The organism is Pseudomonas sp. HLMP (genome assembly GCF_046365545.1).
Classification (GTDB): Bacteria; Pseudomonadota; Gammaproteobacteria; order Pseudomonadales; family Pseudomonadaceae; genus Aquipseudomonas; species Aquipseudomonas guariconensis_B.
In genome coordinates this window covers 2,465,659-2,483,143 of record NZ_JBDLLR010000001.1, presented here as the reverse complement: position 1 = coordinate 2,483,143, position 17,485 = coordinate 2,465,659, and the positions used below count along the sequence as shown (strand labels likewise).

The 17,485-nt window shown below is 64.1% G+C and carries 16 protein-coding genes; 4 read left to right on the top strand and 12 right to left on the bottom strand.

Annotation, left to right across the window (positions count from 1 at the left end; genetic code table 11):
* Positions 1 to 35 precede the first annotated feature (35 nt).
* The 3 genes from ABFA30_RS11620 to ABFA30_RS11610 form a co-directional block, all read right to left on the bottom strand.
* A complete protein-coding gene (locus ABFA30_RS11620; protein WP_225790160.1) occupies positions 36 to 344 on the bottom strand; it encodes a hypothetical protein in 309 nt (102 codons plus the stop codon).
* Between the two features lie 291 nt (positions 345 to 635).
* Positions 636 to 1,073, bottom strand: coding sequence for a DoxX family protein (locus tag ABFA30_RS11615; RefSeq protein WP_225790159.1), 438 nt, complete (start codon positions 1,071 to 1,073; stop codon positions 636 to 638).
* 109 nt (positions 1,074 to 1,182) lie between these two features.
* Positions 1,183 to 2,589, bottom strand: a complete 1,407-nt coding sequence (locus ABFA30_RS11610) for a transglycosylase SLT domain-containing protein (protein WP_410045460.1) — start codon at positions 2,587 to 2,589, stop codon at positions 1,183 to 1,185.
* A gap of 160 nt (positions 2,590 to 2,749) precedes the next feature.
* On the opposite strand from ABFA30_RS11610, the gene ABFA30_RS11605 reads away from it, so the two are divergent.
* The 3 genes from ABFA30_RS11605 to ABFA30_RS11595 all read left to right on the top strand — a co-directional run bounded on the left by ABFA30_RS11605 (position 2,750) and on the right by ABFA30_RS11595 (position 5,585).
* Entirely contained in the window at positions 2,750 to 3,547 is a 798-nt protein-coding gene (locus ABFA30_RS11605) for a TatD family hydrolase (protein WP_225790157.1), read from the top strand.
* A gap of 115 nt (positions 3,548 to 3,662) precedes the next feature.
* Positions 3,663 to 5,141: a methyl-accepting chemotaxis protein gene (locus ABFA30_RS11600; RefSeq protein WP_253091350.1), complete on the top strand. Its 1,479-nt coding sequence runs from the start codon at positions 3,663 to 3,665 to the stop codon at positions 5,139 to 5,141.
* Positions 5,142 to 5,216: 75 nt separating this feature from the next.
* A complete protein-coding gene (locus tag ABFA30_RS11595) occupies positions 5,217 to 5,585 on the top strand; it encodes an Mpo1-like protein (protein ID WP_225790155.1) in 369 nt (122 codons plus the stop codon).
* A 94-nt stretch (positions 5,586 to 5,679) separates the two neighbouring features.
* On the opposite strand, the gene ABFA30_RS11590 is transcribed toward ABFA30_RS11595, so the two are convergent.
* The 3 genes from ABFA30_RS11590 to ABFA30_RS11580 form a co-directional block, all read right to left on the bottom strand.
* Positions 5,680 to 6,477: an acyl-CoA thioesterase gene (locus ABFA30_RS11590; RefSeq protein ID WP_225790154.1), complete on the bottom strand. Its 798-nt coding sequence runs from the start codon at positions 6,475 to 6,477 to the stop codon at positions 5,680 to 5,682.
* A 101-nt stretch (positions 6,478 to 6,578) separates the two neighbouring features.
* Positions 6,579 to 7,346, bottom strand: a complete 768-nt coding sequence (locus ABFA30_RS11585) for a CHAD domain-containing protein (protein ID WP_410045459.1) — start codon at positions 7,344 to 7,346, stop codon at positions 6,579 to 6,581.
* A 14-nt stretch (positions 7,347 to 7,360) separates the two neighbouring features.
* The gene (locus tag ABFA30_RS11580) at positions 7,361 to 7,639 is read right to left on the bottom strand and encodes a hypothetical protein (protein ID WP_225790152.1); all 279 of its coding nucleotides are present in this window, start codon (positions 7,637 to 7,639) and stop codon (positions 7,361 to 7,363) included.
* A gap of 156 nt (positions 7,640 to 7,795) precedes the next feature.
* Between ABFA30_RS11580 and ABFA30_RS11575 the strand changes: the two genes are divergently transcribed.
* Positions 7,796 to 8,836: a patatin-like phospholipase family protein gene (locus ABFA30_RS11575; protein WP_410045458.1), complete on the top strand. Its 1,041-nt coding sequence runs from the start codon at positions 7,796 to 7,798 to the stop codon at positions 8,834 to 8,836.
* Positions 8,837 to 8,971: 135 nt separating this feature from the next.
* On the opposite strand, the gene ABFA30_RS11570 is transcribed toward ABFA30_RS11575, so the two are convergent.
* The 6 genes from ABFA30_RS11570 to tig form a co-directional block, all read right to left on the bottom strand.
* On the bottom strand, positions 8,972 to 10,843 hold the full coding sequence (locus ABFA30_RS11570) for a SurA N-terminal domain-containing protein (RefSeq protein ID WP_410045457.1): 1,872 nt from the start codon (positions 10,841 to 10,843) through the stop codon (positions 8,972 to 8,974).
* A gap of 183 nt (positions 10,844 to 11,026) precedes the next feature.
* Positions 11,027 to 11,299 carry a nucleoid-associated protein HU-beta gene (hupB, locus tag ABFA30_RS11565; protein WP_011533117.1) on the bottom strand — a complete coding sequence of 91 codons (273 nt, stop codon included), beginning with the start codon at positions 11,297 to 11,299 and terminating at the stop codon, positions 11,027 to 11,029.
* 153 nt (positions 11,300 to 11,452) lie between these two features.
* Positions 11,453 to 13,849, bottom strand: a complete 2,397-nt coding sequence (gene lon / locus ABFA30_RS11560) for an endopeptidase La (RefSeq protein ID WP_410045456.1) — start codon at positions 13,847 to 13,849, stop codon at positions 11,453 to 11,455.
* Positions 13,850 to 14,002: 153 nt separating this feature from the next.
* Positions 14,003 to 15,286 (bottom strand): ATP-dependent Clp protease ATP-binding subunit ClpX, encoded by a 1,284-nt coding sequence (gene clpX, locus ABFA30_RS11555; RefSeq protein ID WP_043213487.1) that lies wholly within the window; start codon positions 15,284 to 15,286, stop codon positions 14,003 to 14,005.
* Positions 15,287 to 15,394: 108 nt separating this feature from the next.
* Positions 15,395 to 16,036, bottom strand: a complete 642-nt coding sequence (clpP, locus tag ABFA30_RS11550; RefSeq protein ID WP_225790148.1) for an ATP-dependent Clp endopeptidase proteolytic subunit ClpP — start codon at positions 16,034 to 16,036, stop codon at positions 15,395 to 15,397.
* A gap of 90 nt (positions 16,037 to 16,126) precedes the next feature.
* Positions 16,127 to 17,440 carry a trigger factor gene (gene tig, locus ABFA30_RS11545; protein WP_253081334.1) on the bottom strand — a complete coding sequence of 438 codons (1,314 nt, stop codon included), beginning with the start codon at positions 17,438 to 17,440 and terminating at the stop codon, positions 16,127 to 16,129.
* Between the last annotated feature and the right edge of the window lie 45 nt (positions 17,441 to 17,485).

The following is a 17,485-nucleotide window of genomic DNA, read 5'->3' as shown; positions in this document are numbered from 1 at the left end:
GAGCTTAGCGAAAAATCCCCACGGCGGCACGCGCCTCAGCGGCGGGTGATCAGGCCCTGGCGGGCGATGCGGGTCAGGTGACCGATGACTGCCGCGGCATCGGCCGCCAAGGGGGCTTGGATCACCGCGAGATCGAAGCGATCGTTGGCGTGCTGGGCAAGGCCATCGCAGGTTTCGGCGAACTGGACAAGGAAGGCACGCGCTTGGCCCTTGCGTCGCGACAAGCCGTCGAGGTTACGCAAAAGGGTGGGCTGATGCTGGCCGCCGAGCAGGATGCGCGGTGTACGCGAGGCCTGGTTGGCAGGCAACGGACTCAGGCAGACACTGGTACGTGGGCAACTCATGGAGTATCTCTCCGCCTCGCAGATCCCGCTGAGCAGCGGTGGGAGGCGTCACCGAACCAGCGCTTTAGCGGTATTTCGGATGACCCGAGTGGGTGCCTCCCGCGCCCCGCAAGTAGCTGTTTAAATCGGCGCAGGCGGTATGCTAGAGCGTCAAGCGACAAGATACAAGCCGCCTATTGAAGGTGGCCCAGCCTGGGCGTCGCCCGGCGGTTTTTCGCACTACCCCACGGCATGGAGAAAACCCGCTTCCCAGGGCCCCTGGGAAGCGGGTCAGTCACATCAGGATGCCGTTCAGTCGTGGGCGATCAGCCGGTCCAGAGAGAAGCGACCCGCGCCCTCGATCAGCACCGCCACGGTACCGGCCAGCAGGGCCAGGGCGAACTCGTAGCCGTTATTGGACATGAACAGGCCATTGCCGATGTGCACCGAGAAGATCGCCACCACCAGCGTCACGGTCAGCGCCAGCGCCGCCGGCCGTGCCAGCAAGCCGACCACGAGGGCCAGGCCACCGAAGAACTCGGCGCTGCCAGATAACAACGCCATCAGGTAACCGGGCGCCAAGCCGATGCTTTCCATCCACTGGCCGGTGCCTTCCAGCCCGTAGCCGCCGAACAGACCGAACAACTTCTGGGCACCGTGGGCCATGAAGATGATGCCCACGAGGATACGGATGACACTCAGGCCAAGACCTGCACGGGTAACGAAGATAGCGTTGAGGGGGTTGTTCATGTCGAAGCGTCCTGAGTAAATGTTGGTTGGGATGGGCGCCATATTAATCAACAAATAAGATTCAAAAAGCGCAAATTTACGCACTTATACATCTACAAATTAGATTAATTCAGCGCTTGCCCACCCGCTCCAACGATTCCCGCTCCCGATTGAACGCCAGGAAGTACTTATTGACGCTGTTGACGAAGTTGACCGGCCCCATGCCCATCTGCTCCATGGCGATGCGTTCGGTCTGGAAGAACCATTGGTTGCTGTTGAGCCCTCGTCGCCGGGCCTCTGCACGCATGGCCTGGACCCGCTCCGGCCCCAGGTTGTAGGCGGCCAGCACGAATGCCATGCGCTCGCGTTCGTTGAGCTGGGCGCTGGAGAAGAACTTGCGACGAATCAGCGCCAGGTAGCGGGCACCGGCCAGGACATTGCCATCGACCGTCGCCGTGTTGCTCACCCCGACTCGCCGGGCCGCCGCCGGGGTGATCTGCATCAGCCCATGGGCGCCGCCGCTGCCACGCGCCGCCGGGTTGAGGGTCGACTCCTTGAACGCCAGTGCCGCCAGGTTCAGCCAGTCGATCTGCTGTGCGCTGCCATGTTTCTGCAAGACCGCCCGCAACGACGCCAGGCGCTGCCGGTCGCGACGCGCCAAGGGGTTGTGCACCCGGTACTGGCGCCGGTAGATCCGCTCGAAGGCGGCATCCTGGTTCTGCGGTGCACGGTAGCCGGCCAGGAAGCGATCGACCGTGGCCAGGAGCATGTTCGCGTCGCGCCGCACATACCAGCGTATGGCCTGGGGCTGGCCCAGCTTCAGGCGGGTGTCCAGGCGCAGGCGCGGCATCACCCGGGCCCAGCGCTGGGCGATGGGACGCTCCACCAGCGTCAGGCGATAGATGCCGGCCTGGACCATCTCCAGCACATCCTCCACTGCCAGCGTGGGATCGACCCACTCGATTTTGATCGGCGCACGTTTGCGCAGGGCCAGTTGCTGGTTGAGCTGGCGGACCAACGCACCGGCGGCACTGGCGCTGGTCAACGCAATGGTGCGCCCGGACAACTGCTCCACCCGGCTGAAGCTGCGCTCGCCCTTGCGCCCCACCAGCACCAGCGACACCTGATCGACCACCGGCGCGCTGGCGCTCACGCCGCGCACCAGGCCAGGGTCGAGCAGCTCGCCAGGGGCGGCCAGGTCACCTTCGCCCCGCTGCAGGGCGGCGAGCAGTTGTTCCTTGGCGCGGGGGATGAGCTTGAAGCGGATTGCCTGGCCGTCGCGGGCCCGGGCGTTGAGATGATGTTCGAGGCCGCGCAGGCGATGGTATTCGACGCCTACCGGCTCGCCCTTGACCTCCCCGGAACTGTTGCGGCTCTGGTTGACCAGCACCCGCAGCACCTTGCTCTCACGGATCTGCGCAAGGTCGCGAACCTGGCTGGCCGGCACGTTGTGCTGCGGCCCTGGCAAGCGCGCGCTGGCTGGGCCGGCCATGGCCAGGCCGAACATCAGCAGGAAGGTCAGCAGCGAACGCAGCATGCGAGAACGTGTCCGTGGGCTGTGGGCTGGCGCCATGCAAAAAGGTCCGATCCGTGGCGAATGACCGCAGAAGACCATGACAACCGCTTGAAGTTCTTGGCTTTTTCTGGATTTTCCCGGTTTTTGCTATGCTGGCCGGCCCGCGGCACGAGGTAGCACCATGCAATTGATCGATATCGGCGTCAACCTGACCAACAGCAGCTTCCATGACCAGCAAGCCGCCATCGTCGAGCGGGCGGTGCAGGCCGGTGTGGCGCAGATGATCCTCACGGGCACCAGCCTGGCGGTCAGCGAACAGGCCCAGGAACTGGCCGGGCAACTGGACCCTGACGGCCAATGCCTGTTCACCACGGCAGGCGTACACCCCCATGATGCCAGCAGTTGGGACGGCGCCAGCGACCGGCGGTTGCGTCAGTTGCTGGCGCAACCACGGGCCCGGGCCGTGGGCGAATGCGGGCTGGACTTCAACCGCGACTTCTCCCCTCGTCCACAGCAGGAAAAGGCCCTGGAGGCGCAACTGGCCCTGGCCGCCGAACTGCACCTGCCGGTGTTCCTCCACGAACGCGAGGCCAGCGAGCGCCTGTTGGCAATCCTCAAGGACTACCGCGATCACCTGCCCGCCGCGGTGGTGCATTGCTTCACCGGCGAACGCCAGGCCCTGTTCGCCTACCTGGACATGGACCTGCACATCGGCATCACCGGCTGGATCTGCGACGAGCGCCGCGGCACTCACCTGCATCCGCTGGTCGGCAACATCCCCGAGGGCCGCCTGATGCTGGAGAGCGATGCGCCCTACCTGCTGCCACGCAGCCTGCGGCCCAAGCCGAAGAACGGCCGCAACGAACCGGCCTTCCTGCCCGAGGTCCTGCGCGAGGTGGCGTTGCATCGAGGGGAGTCCCTGGAGCACACGGCAACCCATACCACGGCCAGCGCCAGGGCGTTCTTTCGGTTGCCCTGAATCCTGTGGTGCCCCCCCAGTCTTCCTTGACACATATCAAGACAACGCCTGGCTTGAGCGGGCACAATGATGGCACCTTGCCAATAATGTTTCCGCTCAACTCAGAGAAGACCTAATGGGTGCCTGGCTTAGCAATATTTCCCTGAAGTACAAGTTCTGGGCCGTCAATGCGGTGGCCTTCGTCACGACCTTGCTGCTGGTGCTCTATGCCGTGTATCTGGAGCAACAGGCCCGGGCCGAGGGCGCCCGCAGCCAGGCCGTCACCGAGGCCTCGCTGATCGCCGCCTGGCCCGCCGGGCAAGCCCTGCCCAGCCTGCCCCACCTGGTCACCTGGCAGGCAGGACAGACACCGACCTTCGCCGGAGAACCCCTCCAGGCCCTGGAGGGTAGCCAAGGCTGGGTCGACCTGCCCGGTGCCTGGCTGCTCGGCGACAACCCGTTGCAGGGGGCCCAGGTGCTGTACCAGGGCGAGCAGCGCATCGCCGTGCTGGCCCAGTCGCCCAGCCTGCGCCAGGTATTCTTCGAGCGTTTCGGCAACTATGCCGTCTGTGTCCTGGTCCTGATGCTGGCCATGCTGTGCGCCTCGCAGTTGCTGATCCGCTTCCTGCTCAGCCAGCTCAACACCCTCAAGGACGTGATGCTGCACGTGGAGAAGACCGGCGACCTGGCAGCTCGCGTGCCGCTGTCCTGCGGCGACGAAGTCGGCCAGATGGCAGGCGCCTTCAATGCCATGCAGGCCACCTACCATCGCGTGGTCAGCACCGTGGCGCGCACCGCCGCCCAGCTCGACTCGGGCGCCGCACGCCTGGCGGCGAGCATGAACGAAGTGCGCCACGGCATGATCGGCCAGCAGAGCGAGACCGACCAGGCGGCCACGGCGATCAACGAGATGTCCGCGACCGTTCACCACATCGCCCAGCACGCCGGCGCCACCCGCGACCTGTCGCAGACCGCCGACAGCCTGGCCGGCAGCGGCCAGCAGGTCGTCAGCCGGGTGCAGGACTCGATCGCCGGGCTGTCCAGCGGTGTGCAGCAGACCGCCGAAATGATCCACCAGCTGGCCGAGGACAGCCAGCGGATCAACGGCGTGGTCGGGGTGATCCACAGCATCGCCGAACAGACCAACCTGCTGGCCCTCAATGCCGCCATCGAAGCGGCCCGTGCCGGTGAGCTGGGCCGCGGCTTCGCCGTGGTGGCCGATGAGGTGCGCAACCTGGCCAAGCGCGTGCAGACCTCCACCGACGAAATCACCGGCATGGTCTCGGCCTTGCAGGCCGGTACCCGCGATGCAGTGGAGTTCATGCAGGAGAGTTCGTACAAGGCCGACGATTGCGTCAAGCAGGCCCAGGAAGCCGGCGAAGCCCTGGCCGAGATCACCAGCGCCGTGGCGCAGATGCGCGAAAGCAACACGCAGATCGCCGTCGCCGCCGAGCAGCAGAGCCAGGTGGCCGAGGAGATGAACCGGGCGGTGGTGAGCATCCGCGACGTCACCGAGCAGACCGTGCAGCAGACAGTCGGCTCGGCCACCACCAGCGTCGAACTGGCGACCCTGGCCGGTGAACTGAACAAGGCCATTGGCCAGCTCAAGCTATAGCCGCCATAGCCCGCCTCGATTGGCCCTCGCCCGAGGGCCGCACTAAGCTTTGGACATGAGCCAGAGGAAATGTCCATGAGCAAACGCCTGCCCAACCTGCCCGCCTGGCAATGGCGCGGTTATCACAACAACCACCGGCACCCGGCCAACCTGGTGCTGCACCTGATTGCCGTGCCGCTGTTCATCCTGGGCGTGCTGCTGGTGCTCTCGGGCCTGTTCGGCCTGGACCTTTCCCAGATCGCCGTGGGCATCATCGCCCTGGCCGCCAGCCTGGGCCTGCAGCGCCAGGGCCATCGCCTGGAAGCCGAACAACCGGAGCCCTTCGCTGACCGCAAGGATGCCGTGCAACGCCTGCTCACCGAGCAGTTCATCACCTTTCCGCGCTTCGTCCTCAGCGGCGCCTGGTGGCGCGCCTGGCGGGAGCGGCACAAGCACCGGCGCTGAAAACGGCGCCCCCCTTTTTAGGGCTGCTTCGCAGCCCCAAATGGCAACTGAAACGCTGAACTGACCAGCATCGGCTCAACCACGAGCCAAGGCCCTAGGCAAACACCGTCACCGTCTGCCGGCTCAAGGCCAACAGCTCGCCCTCGGCCGTCCACAGGGCCGCCGAGGCGTGCCCGTAACCATCGCGGGCATGCTCGGTCTCGACACAGTAGCGGCACCAGTCCAGGGTCGACAGCCGTGGCGTAGGCTGGACGAATTCGATGGTCCAGGTCAGCGTACTGCCGGCGGCAGGCCGCTTGAGGCTGGGCAACAGGCTGGGCGGCCAGGCGTCAACCAGGGCCAGCAGGTGCGCTTCGTTGACCGGCTCCTCGGCGACATCGCGCAAGCGCACCCAGCCGCCCATCTGCCGCGAGGCATCGCCGGTGAACGGCAGGCCGCCAATGGCCCAGCGCAAGGCCACATGGCGCATGAATTCCGGTGTCACACCCTGGATGTAGGGCAACTCCGCCGCAGCCTGCTCCAAGGGTTTCATCGGCACCGCTGGCAGCGCCGAAAACTCGACCTCCGACGCCCGCCCGACACCGAAGCTGCCCTGCACCAAGGTCACCACCTGGCCATCCTGCACGGCGCGCCCCAGCAGTGTGCTGACCGCCTTGCCCTGGCGCAACACCTCGACCTCGAAGCGGATCGGGACCTCCGGCGCGGCGGGGCCGACGAAGGTGATGGCCAGCGAACGCACCGGACGGGCATCGTCGAGCCTGGCGCGCATGGCCTCATAGACCAACGCGGCCATCAGCCCACCGAACGCGGCACGCCCCTGGGCCCAATTGGCCGGCACGCTGACCGCCTCGGGGCGCTCGCGCACGGCGGCAAGCAATTGCGTGAAATTCATGGCGTCCTTTCGCTCCTGCAGAAAAATCGGCTACGTCGATGCTCCCGATCTTAGCCAGCGAGCCCCCTCCTGGCAGCCCGCATATCGGTCAATTCTGGCGGCTATCGACGCGCCAGGGCCGCCAGCAGCACCTCCAGGGTGACATCGGCCTTCTGCTCGGCCTCGTGCAGCTCGCGCTCCCAGGCGGCCTTGCACGGCGCCAGGTCCGCATGGTCGCGGGCCTGCAACAGCCATTGCAGGCGATCGTGCCATTCGCCCAGGTCGCCCTGGGCCCGCTTGAGCAGGCGGCGCAGCTTCTTCCCGGCCGAGTCCAGCTGCGGATAGGCCTCATCGCCATAGCGCACGCGCTTGATCAGCAAGCGCAAGCGGTGGCGGTCGTGGGCAGGGTCTTCCAGGGCCTTGCGCAGCTTGCGCCATTGCTTGTCCAGGCGCTTGTCGATGCGTTTTTCCAGGCCGCGAGCCAGGCCTTCGCGGTCGCAGGCACGCAGAAACAGCGGGAAGCTGTCGAGAATGGCCAGCACACGGTCGAGCTGGCGGCTGCCGGCCACGCTGGCGAATGTCCGCGCCCTGCCCTCCAGGCGCCGTTGCCCGGCCTGCTCGTGGCCCTGCCTGAGCAACTGGGCTGCCAGCACCTCACGATCGCGCAGGGGCGTGGTCAGGGTGCCCAGGGACTTGGCCGCCCCCTCCAACTGGTCGACACCTGGCAGCCCGCGCAAAGGGCGCAGCAGGCTGCGCAGCCGCCGCAGGGCGATGCGCAGGTCGTGCAACGCCTCGCTGTCGACATCGTCGGCCAACCGCTCGCGACAGGCCAGCAGGCGCACCTGCAGGGCCAGCACTTGGGTGATCACGTGATCGAGCATGGCGGACATACGACGCTCCTCGTTCAGCGCCCGGCGCGAGACTCACGGATATAGAAACGCGCCTTCTGCGCCTTGCTGGTGCACCCTTCGAAGGCCTCGAACTGCTGCTGGGTCTTGGCCCCGGTCAACAGCGACAGGGCCTTGGAATAACTGACGGTGCCGGCGAAGCCTTCGGCCTTGGCCAGGTCGAGTTCCTTCCAGGCGGCATCCAGCTGGGTCGCGCAGCTGTCACGGTAGGCCGTCTTGCCCGCGCAGCCAGCGAGGGCCAGGGCGATCAGGGGAAGGCAGATCCAGGCTTTCATCGGTAGTAACCTCGAAGGTGAAAAAAGTGTGGCCATTCGACGCCCAGGCAAACGAAAAGTGCCCTGCTCAGCGTAGCCCAGCACGGTGTACATTGAAGCATGGGCCGCAATGGGTGCATTGTTGGACCATGGTTGCACAGCCGTGGGGGAGACATCATGAGCAAACGCGTGGCATTGGTCCTGGGGGCGGGTGGCGCCCGGGGTTACGCGCACATCGGCGTGATAGAGGAAATCGAACGGCGCGGCTACGAGATCGCCTGCATCGCCGGCTGTTCCATGGGAGCGGTGATCGGTGGCATCTACGCCGCTGGCAAGCTCGACGATTACCGCAACTGGATCGAGAGCCTGGACTACCTGGACGTGCTGCGCCTGGTGGACGTGAGCTTTCGCCTGGGCGCGATCCGTGGCGACAAGGTGTTCGGGCAGATCCGCAAGATCGTCGGCGACGTGAACATCGAGCAACTATCCATTCCCTATACCGCGGTGGCGGCCGACCTCACCAACCAGCAGGAAATCTGGTTCCAGGAAGGCTGCCTGCACCAGGCCATGCGTGCCTCGGCGGCGATCCCCAGCCTGTTCACCCCGGTGATGCAGGGCAACCGCATGCTGGTGGATGGCGGCATCCTCAATCCGCTGCCGATCGTCCCGGTGGTGTCCAGCCACTGCGACCTGATCATCGCGGTGAACCTCAACGCCACCAACCAGAAGCAGTACCAGTTGCCGGTGATCGAACGCCCGGCGGCGTTCAAGATGCGTTTCGATGCCCTGATCAGCTCCCTGGGCTCGCGCCTGCCCTTCCGGCGCAAGCCGGCGGAGGAACTGATGCGCATCGAGCAGGAGATCGTTGCCGAGGGTCTGGGGCGGCCCAACCCCTGGCTCGCCGATTCGGCCAATCCGGAAAGCCAGCAACCGGCGGCGGCCCCAGAGAGCGACGGCGCCCCCCGCTCCGCCACCGGCTCGTTCATCATCGACAACGTTGGCCCGGCCTCGCTGCTCGACCTGATCAACCAGAGCTTCGAGGTGATGCAGACGTCCCTGGCCCAGTACAAGATCGCCGGCTATCCACCGGACGTGCTGATCAACGTACCCAAGCGGGTGTGCCGGTTCTTCGAGTTCTACAAGGCACCGGAGCTGATCGCCCTGGGGCAGGAGATTGCCAGGGATACCCTGGACAACTACGAGGGAGAGCGGCGGTGAGCCCGCGGAAGCTCAAGGTGTTCGGCTTGCCGGCGATGGGCTGCAAAGCAGCCCCAAGAATGGACCGGGACAGGTAGCACTGGGACAGAAACGAAACAGGCCGCATACGCGGCCTGTTTCGTTGGAGGGATGCACTCAGTAGCGAGTGATCTCGGCGTTGGCTTCCAGCTGCTTGCGGTAGGCCGCGAAATCCTGCTGGCCAGCGCGCGAGGCGAGGTAGCGACGGATCTGCTCCTTCTCCTCGTCGGTAGCCGCGGCACCTTCGTTGACGCCCTTGAGCTGCAGCAGCACCAGGCTGCCATCGGCCAGGACCACGCTGCCATAGACCGGCTTGTCCTTGGCCTCGGGCTTGGCCAGGCGGAACACCGCCTGCAGTTCAGCCGGGTCGATACCGTCCTGGCCACGGGTGACGGCCTCCTGGACCTTCCAGGCCTGGCCCTCGACCGCAGCGTCCGGCGTCCGGGAGCCATCACGCAGTTCGGCAATCAGCTTGTCGGCCTTGGCCTTGAGCTCGGCGATCGCCTTCTCCTTGGCCAGGTGCTCGTGGATGCTCTTGGCCACGGCGTCCAGCGGCAGTTGCTCGGGCTTGCGATGCTCCTTGACGCGCAGCACGACCACGGTCTCCGGGTCCAGCTCGATGGCGTTGCTGTTGGCGCCTTCGTCCAGCACCTCCTCGCTGAAGGCGGCCTGAATCACCGCACGGTTGGCAGTGATGCCCTCGCCGCCTTCACGACCGAACGGCGCCGAGGTCTGTACCTTCAAGCCCAGGTCCTGGGCCGGCTGGGCCAGGTCGGACGCCTCGAAGGCAGCATCTTCCAACTGCTTGGTCACTTCCACGAAGCGCTGCTCGACCTGCTGGGTCTTAAGCTCGCGGGTCAGCTTGTCCTGCAGGCTGGCGAAGGTCGGTACTTCCGGCGCCTCGACGCCCAACAGCTTGATCAGGTGGTAGCCGAACTCGGTACGCACCGGCGCCGAGACCTGCCCCTCGCCCAGCTTGTACAGCGCCTCCTCGAAGGCCGGGTCATAGACGCCGGGGCCTGCGAAACCCAGGTCACCGCCACTGCTGGCCGAACCCGGATCCTGGGAGAACTCCTTGGCCAGCACGGCGAAGTCTTCACCCTTGGCCAGGCGCTGCTGGATTTCCTCGATGCGGGCCTTGGCCTGGGCATCGGAGGTCTTGTCGTCGACCTCGATGAGGATGTGCGCGGCATGGCGTTGTTCGGCCAGGTTGGCGATTTCCTTCTCGTAGAGGTTCCTGAGCGCGTCCTCGTCGACCGTGACCTGGTCGAAGAAGGCCGACTTCTTCAGCTCGATGTAGTCGATGACCACCTGGTCGGGGGTCATGAACTCCTTGGCGTGCTGGTCGTAGTGCGCCTTGACCTCGTCGTCGCTGACGTGGGCCACGGCCGCGTCGGCCTTGAAGGTCAGCGAGGCGAAGTCGCGGGTCTGTTTCTCCAGGCGGGCGAAGGCCTCGACCTGCTTGTCGGTGACGAAGCTGCTGCCGGCAAGGCCGGTGCGCAGCTGCCCGATGAGCATTTCCTCGGCCAGCATCTCGCGGAACTGCATGCGCCCGTAGCCCATCTGGCGAATGACCGAGTCGAATCGTTCGGCACTGAACTTGCCGTCGACCTGGAACTCTGGCGTCTGCAGGATCAACTGATCCAGCGCGGCCTCGGAAAAGGCGAACTTGGCATCCTCGGCGCCCTGCAACAGCAGCTTGCGGTCGATCAGCCCCTTGAGCGCGGCTTCACGCAGCATTTTCTCGTCCAGCAGCGCTGGGTCGAAATCCTTGCCCAGCTGTTGCATCAGCTGGCGGCGCTGCATGTCGACAGCCTGGCTCAGCTCGTTCTGGCTGATGGTCTGGCCGTTCACCTTGGCGGCGTCCTGGCTATGGCTGGTGGCCTGGAAAATGGCCTCGAAGCCGGTCAGCGCCATCAGCACGACGATAAGGCCGATGATGGTCTTGGCAATCCAACCTTGTGAATTGTCCCTGATATTCTGCAGCATGCGTCCCCCAGAAACGGTTGTACCACTGCGTCGACAACCGCGGAGCGTGGGTAGAATCCTGATAGAAGAAAGGCGCATCCTGTGGATGCGCCTTTTCAAAGCGAGCGTGCCAACGGGAACGTTTGCGCCCCCTTCGTCACGCGGTCGGGCCTGGCGTGACCAGGTCCGGCTGAAAGAGACGACTTAGTTGACGGCGTCTTTCAGGCCCTTGCCAGCCTTGAAACCTGGAACCTTGGCGGCAGCGATCTTGATCGCCTTGCCGGTCTGCGGGTTGCGGCCGGTACGCTCGGCGCGCTCCTTGACCGAGAAGGTACCGAAGCCAACCAGTACAACATCGTCACCTTGCTTCAGGGCGCCGGTGACGGATTCGATGACTGCGTCCAGCGCACGGCCGGCTACAGCTTTCGGGATGTCAGCGGATGCGGCAATAGCGTCAATCAGTTCCGACTTGTTCACTCTAAGTCCCCTTATATCTCTATTGAGTTTGTTTCTAAGTATTTAATGAAAAGCTTATGAAACGAGCGCTGGGCGGCCTGTTGACACTGGCGTGCCGCTTTATAACAAGGGCCCGAAAAAACTGTCAAGGAAAGCCCCCCAGCGAAATACGTACTAGTGCGTGCTGATTCTTTCCTTAGCATCGCCGTCGCGCTTTTCATCTTTCGCGACAATCTCCGGAGCCACATCTGGCAAGGGCTCCGGGGCGTATTGCAGCGCAATTTGGAGGACTTCGTCAATCCATTTGACCGGTTTGATCTGAAGATCCTCTTTGATGTTTTCCGGAATCTCCTTCAGGTCGCGGACATTTTCCTCGGGAATGATGACCGTCTTGATCCCACCGCGGTGCGCCGCCAGCAGCTTTTCCTTCAGCCCGCCGATGGCCAGGAGCTGGCCGCGCAGGGTGATTTCGCCGGTCATGGCCACGTCGGCACGTACCGGGATCTGGGTCAGCGCCGAGACCAGCGCGGTGCACATGCCGATGCCGGCGCTAGGGCCATCCTTGGGCGTGGCGCCCTCGGGCATGTGGATGTGCACGTCGTGCTTCTCGTGGAAATCGGCAGCGATGCCCAGGCTGCGCGCGCGGCTGCGCACCACGGTCTGCGCCGCGGTGATCGATTCGACCATGACGTCGCCGAGCGAGCCGGTCTTGATCAACTGGCCCTTGCCGGGGATGACCACCGCCTCGATGGTCAGCAGCTCGCCGCCCACCTGGGTCCAGGCAAGGCCGGTGACCTGGCCGATCTGGTCCTGCTGCTCGGCCAGGCCGTAGCGGAACTTGCGCACGCCGAGCAAGTGCTCGAGCTGCTCGCTGGTGACCTTGACCTTCACCTGCTTCTGGCCGGCGTGTTCCTTGACCACCTTGCGGCAGACCTTGGCGATCTGCCGCTCCAGGCCCCGCACGCCCGCTTCACGGGTGTAGTAGCGGATGATGTCGCGGATCGCCGAAACATCGATCTCCAGCTCGTCCTTCTTCAGGCCATTGGCCTTGACCTGCTTGGGCGTCAGGTACTTGACCGCGATGTTGACCTTCTCGTCCTCGGTGTAGCCAGGCAGGCGGATGATCTCCATACGGTCGAGCAGCGCCGGCGGGATGTTCATCGAGTTCGAGGTGCACAGGAACATCACGTCCGAAAGGTCGTAGTCGACCTCCAGGTAGTGATCGTTGAAATTGTGGTTCTGCTCGGGGTCGAGCACCTCCAGCAACGCCGAGGCCGGGTCGCCACGCATGTCGCTGCCCATCTTGTCGATCTCGTCGAGCAGGAACAGCGGGTTGCGCACGCCCACCTTGGTCATCTTCTGGATCAGGCGGCCCGGCATCGAACCGATGTAGGTCCGCCGGTGACCACGAATCTCGGCTTCGTCACGCACGCCGCCCAGGGCCATGCGTACGAACTTGCGGTTGGTGGCGGAGGCGATGGACTCGGCCAGGGAGGTCTTGCCGACCCCGGGCGGGCCGACCAGGCACAGTACCGGGCCACGGATCTTCTTGACGCGCTTCTGCACGGCGAGGTACTCAAGGATGCGCTCCTTGACCTCCTCCAGGCCGTAATGGTCGGCATCGAGGATCTCCTCGGCCTTGGCCAGGTCCAGGCGCACCTTGCTCTGGGCCTTCCACGGCACCTGCACCAGCCAGTCGAGGTACGAGCGGACCACGGTGGCCTCGGCAGACATCGGCGACATCTGCTTGAGCTTGTTCAGCTCGGCCTGGGCCTTGGCCAGGGCGTCCTTGGGCAGGCCGGCAGCGTCGATACGCTTTTTCAGCTCCTCGACCTCGTTGTGCCCTTCGTCGCCATCGCCGAGCTCCTTCTGAATGGCCTTCATCTGCTCATTCAGGTAGTACTCGCGCTGGCTGCGCTCCATCTGCTTCTTGACCCGGCCACGGATGCGCTTCTCCACCTGCAACAGGTCGATTTCCGCATCCAGCAGCGCCAGGACATGCTCGACGCGGGTCGGCAGGTCGACGATCTCGAGGATCTCCTGCTTCTGCTCGATCTTCAGCGCCATGTGCGCGGCCATGGTATCGACCAGGCGCCCCGGCTCCTCGATGCTGTTGAGCGAGGACAGCACTTCGGCCGGGACCTTCTTGCCCAACTGCACGTATTGCTCGAACTGCGAGAGCAGGCTGCGCACGAAGACTTCCGACTCGCGCTCGGGCGCCTCGACCTCGTCGATCAGGCTGACTTCGGCACGCACGTGCCCGTCCACTTCGCTGAAACGCTCGACCGCGCCGCGCTGCTCGCCCTCGACCAGCACCTTGACGGTGCCATCGGGCAGCTTCAGCAGTTGCAGAACGGTAGCGATAGTGCCGACGCGGTACAGGGCGTCTTCGCCCGGATCGTCGTCGGCTGGATTCTTCTGGGCCAGCAGGAGGATCTGCTTCTCGCCCGTCATCGCGGCCTCGAGGGCTTCGATGGACTTCTCACGCCCCACGAACAGCGGGATGACCATGTGCGGGTAGACTACGACATCGCGCAATGGCAAAAGAGGCAAGTCGAGGGTGGTCTTCATGATTTCGCCTCTACAGCGGCCTTGTGGCCGGAAACCGGTGGAAATGATGCTTGGACCTAATGTGGGGGCAGGCCCGGGAAAATACAAGCGCTGAGATAGGAAAAGCAGAAAGGGGCCCGTAGGCCCCTTTCTTGCACGCTGTCACGCTCCGACTCAGGCGTCAGGCGCGGCCTTGGCCTGCGGCTCGCTGTTCTCGTAGATCAGCAGCGGCTGCGAGGTGCCATCGATGACGCTCTCGTCGATCACCACCTTGGAGACGTCCTTCTGCGAAGGGATTTCGTACATGGTGTCGAGCAGCACGCCCTCGAGGATCGAACGCAGGCCACGGGCGCCGGTCTTGCGCTCCAGGGCCTTGCGGGCAACGGCCTTGAGCGCATCGCTGCGGAACTCCAGGTCGACGTCTTCCATCTCGAACAGCTTGGCGTACTGCTTGGTCAGGGCGTTCTTCGGCTCGGTGAGGATCTGCATCAGCGCCGCCTCGTCCAGCTCGTCGAGGGTCGCCAGCACCGGCAGACGGCCGACGAACTCGGGGATCAGGCCGAACTTGACCAGATCGTCCGGCTCGACCTCGCGCAGGGACTCGCCAACCTTCTTGCCTTCCTGCTTGCTGCGCACTTCCGCACCAAAACCGATACCACCCTTGGTGGAGCGGTTCTGGATGACCTTTTCCAGGCCCGAGAACGCGCCACCGCAGATGAACAGGATGTTGCGGGTATCGACCTGCAGGAATTCCTGTTGCGGGTGCTTGCGGCCACCCTGGGGCGGCACGGAGGCCACGGTGCCCTCGATCAGCTTCAGCAGTGCCTGCTGCACGCCCTCGCCCGAGACGTCACGGGTGATGGACGGGTTGTCCGACTTGCGCGAGATCTTGTCGATCTCGTCGATGTAGACGATGCCCATCTGGGCCTTTTCCACGTCGTAGTCGCACTTCTGCAGCAGTTTCTGGATGATGTTCTCGACGTCCTCGCCCACGTAGCCGGCTTCGGTCAGGGTGGTGGCGTCGGCAATGGTGAACGGTACGTTCAACAGGCGTGCAAGGGTTTCGGCGAGCAGGGTCTTGCCCGAGCCGGTCGGCCCGATCAGCAGGATGTTGCTCTTGCCGAGTTCGACTTCGTCGCCCTTCTTGTCACGCTGGTTCAGGCGCTTGTAGTGGTTGTACACCGCTACGGACAGCACCTTCTTCGCGCGCTCCTGACCAATGACGTACTGGTCCAGGATGCCGCTGATTTCTTTCGGCGATGGCAATTTGTGCGCGTTGCTCTCGGCCTGGGCTTCCTGCACCTCCTCACGGATGATGTCGTTGCACAGGTCGACGCACTCGTCGCAGATAAATACCGAGGGCCCGGCAATCAATTTGCGCACTTCGTGCTGGCTTTTGCCGCAGAAGGAGCAATAGAGCAATTTGCCGCTGTCCTCGCCGTTACGGGTGTCAGTCATTCGATCGATCCAATCCGGTAGGCATGAAACACAAGATGAAGGCAATCGCGGGCTTTTTCAAGTCCGCAGGTAGACGCATTCCGCGCCCACCCGCTCTGGCACCTTGGTTCAGGACGCCAGTTGCCGCTTGTCGTAGACCGAGTCGATCAGGCCGTACTCGGCCGCGCGCGAGGCGCTCATGAAGTTGTCGCGTTCGGTGTCGCGCTTGATGGTCTCGAGGTCCTGGCCGGTGTGGTAGGCCAGCAGCTCGTTCAGGCGCGCCTTGATGTTGAGGATTTCCTGGGCATGGATCTCGATGTCGGTCGCCTGGCCCTGGAAGCCGCCGAGCGGCTGGTGGATCATCACGCGCGAGTTCGGCAGGCAGTGACGCTTGCCACGGGCACCGGCAGCCAGCAGGAAGGCGCCCATGCTGCAGGCTTGGCCGATGCAGATGGTCGAGACGTCCGGCTTGATGAACTGCATGGTGTCGTAGATCGACATCCCGGCAGTGACCGAGCCACCCGGCGAGTTGATGTACAGATGGATATCCTTGTCCGGGTTTTCCGCTTCAAGGAACAGCAGTTGCGCCACTACCAGGTTGGCCATGTAGTCCTCGACGGGGCCGACCAGGAAGATCACCCGCTCCTTCAACAGGCGCGAGTAGATGTCGTAGGCGCGCTCGCCACGGGCGGACTGCTCGATAACCATCGGGACCAGGCCGCCTGCGGCCTGGATGTCAGAGCTCTGCTGAATATAAGAATTGCGGGACATGTCCTGCACTCACTCCCAAATAGTCATGGCTTGAATACGCACAAGCCAGCGCGAAGGCTGGCTTGTGGGGGTTTCCTACGAGGGAGGAAATCACTCAGCGGCGGCAGGTGCCTGCGCTGGCTTGACGGCTTCCTCGTACGAGACCGACTTGTCGGTCACAGTCGCTTTCTGCAGGACAGTATCTACAACTTGTTCTTCCAGCACAACCGAACGGACTTCGTTCAGCTGCTGGTCGTTCTTGTAGTACCAGGAGATGACCTGCTCAGGCTCTTGGTAGGCCGAGGCCATTTCCTCGATCATCTCGCGAACCTTGGCTTCGTCCGGCTTGAGCTCGAATTGCTTGACCACTTCGGCGACGATCAGGCCCAGGACCACGCGACGCTTGGCCTGCTCTTCGAACAGCTCGGCCGGCAGTTGCTCTGGCTTGATGTTGCCACCGAACTGCTGGACGGCCTGCACGCGCAGACGGTTGACTTCGTTTTCCAGCAGCGCCTTGGGCACTTCGATCGGGTTGGCGGCCAGCAGACCGTCCATGACCTGGTTCTTGACCTTGGCCTTGATCGCTTGGCGCAGCTCGCGCTCCATGTTCTTGCGGACTTCGGCGCGGAAACCTTCCAGGGTAGACTCCTTGATGCCGAACTGGGCGAAGAACTCTTCGTTCAGTTCCGGCAGTTGCGGAGCAGCGACGCTGTTGACGGTGATGGTGAACTCGGCGGCCTTGCCGGCCAGGTCGAGGTTCTGGTAGTCCTCGGGGAAGGTCACGTTGACGACGCGCTCTTCACCGGCCTTGGCGCCGACCAGGCCGTCTTCGAAGCCCGGGATCATGCGGCCGGAGCCCAGCACCAGCTGGGTGCCCTTGGCCGAACCGCCGGCGAAGGCTTCACCGTCGATCTTGCCGACGAAGTCGATGTTGACCTGGTCGTCGTTCTGCGCGGCGCGCTCGACGGCCTCGAAACGCACGTTCTGCTTGCGCAGCACTTCCAGCATGTTGTCCAGGTCGGCGTCGGCCACTTCGGCGCTCAGGCGCTCGACGTTGATCGACTCGAAACCGGCAACGGTGAACTCGGGGAAGACTTCGAAGATGGCGACGAATTCCAGGTCCTTGCCCTTCTCGAAGGACTTCGGCTCTACCGCGGGGGCGCCAGCCGGGTTCAGCTTCTGCTCGACCACGGCTTCATAGAAGGAAGCCTGGACCAGGTCACCGAAGGCTTCCTGACGGGCGGCGTCTTCGTAACGCTGACGGATCACGCTCATAGGCACTTTGCCAGGACGGAAGCCTGGAACCTTGGCGCGACGGGCAGTCTGTTGCAGACGCTTGTTGACTTCGGTCTCGACGCGCTCGGCCGGAACGGCGATGGTCATGCGACGCTCGAGAGCGGAAGTGTTTTCAACAGAAACTTGCATGGATATTCCTCGTTGCACAGACGTTAGCCGGCGATAGCCCGACTC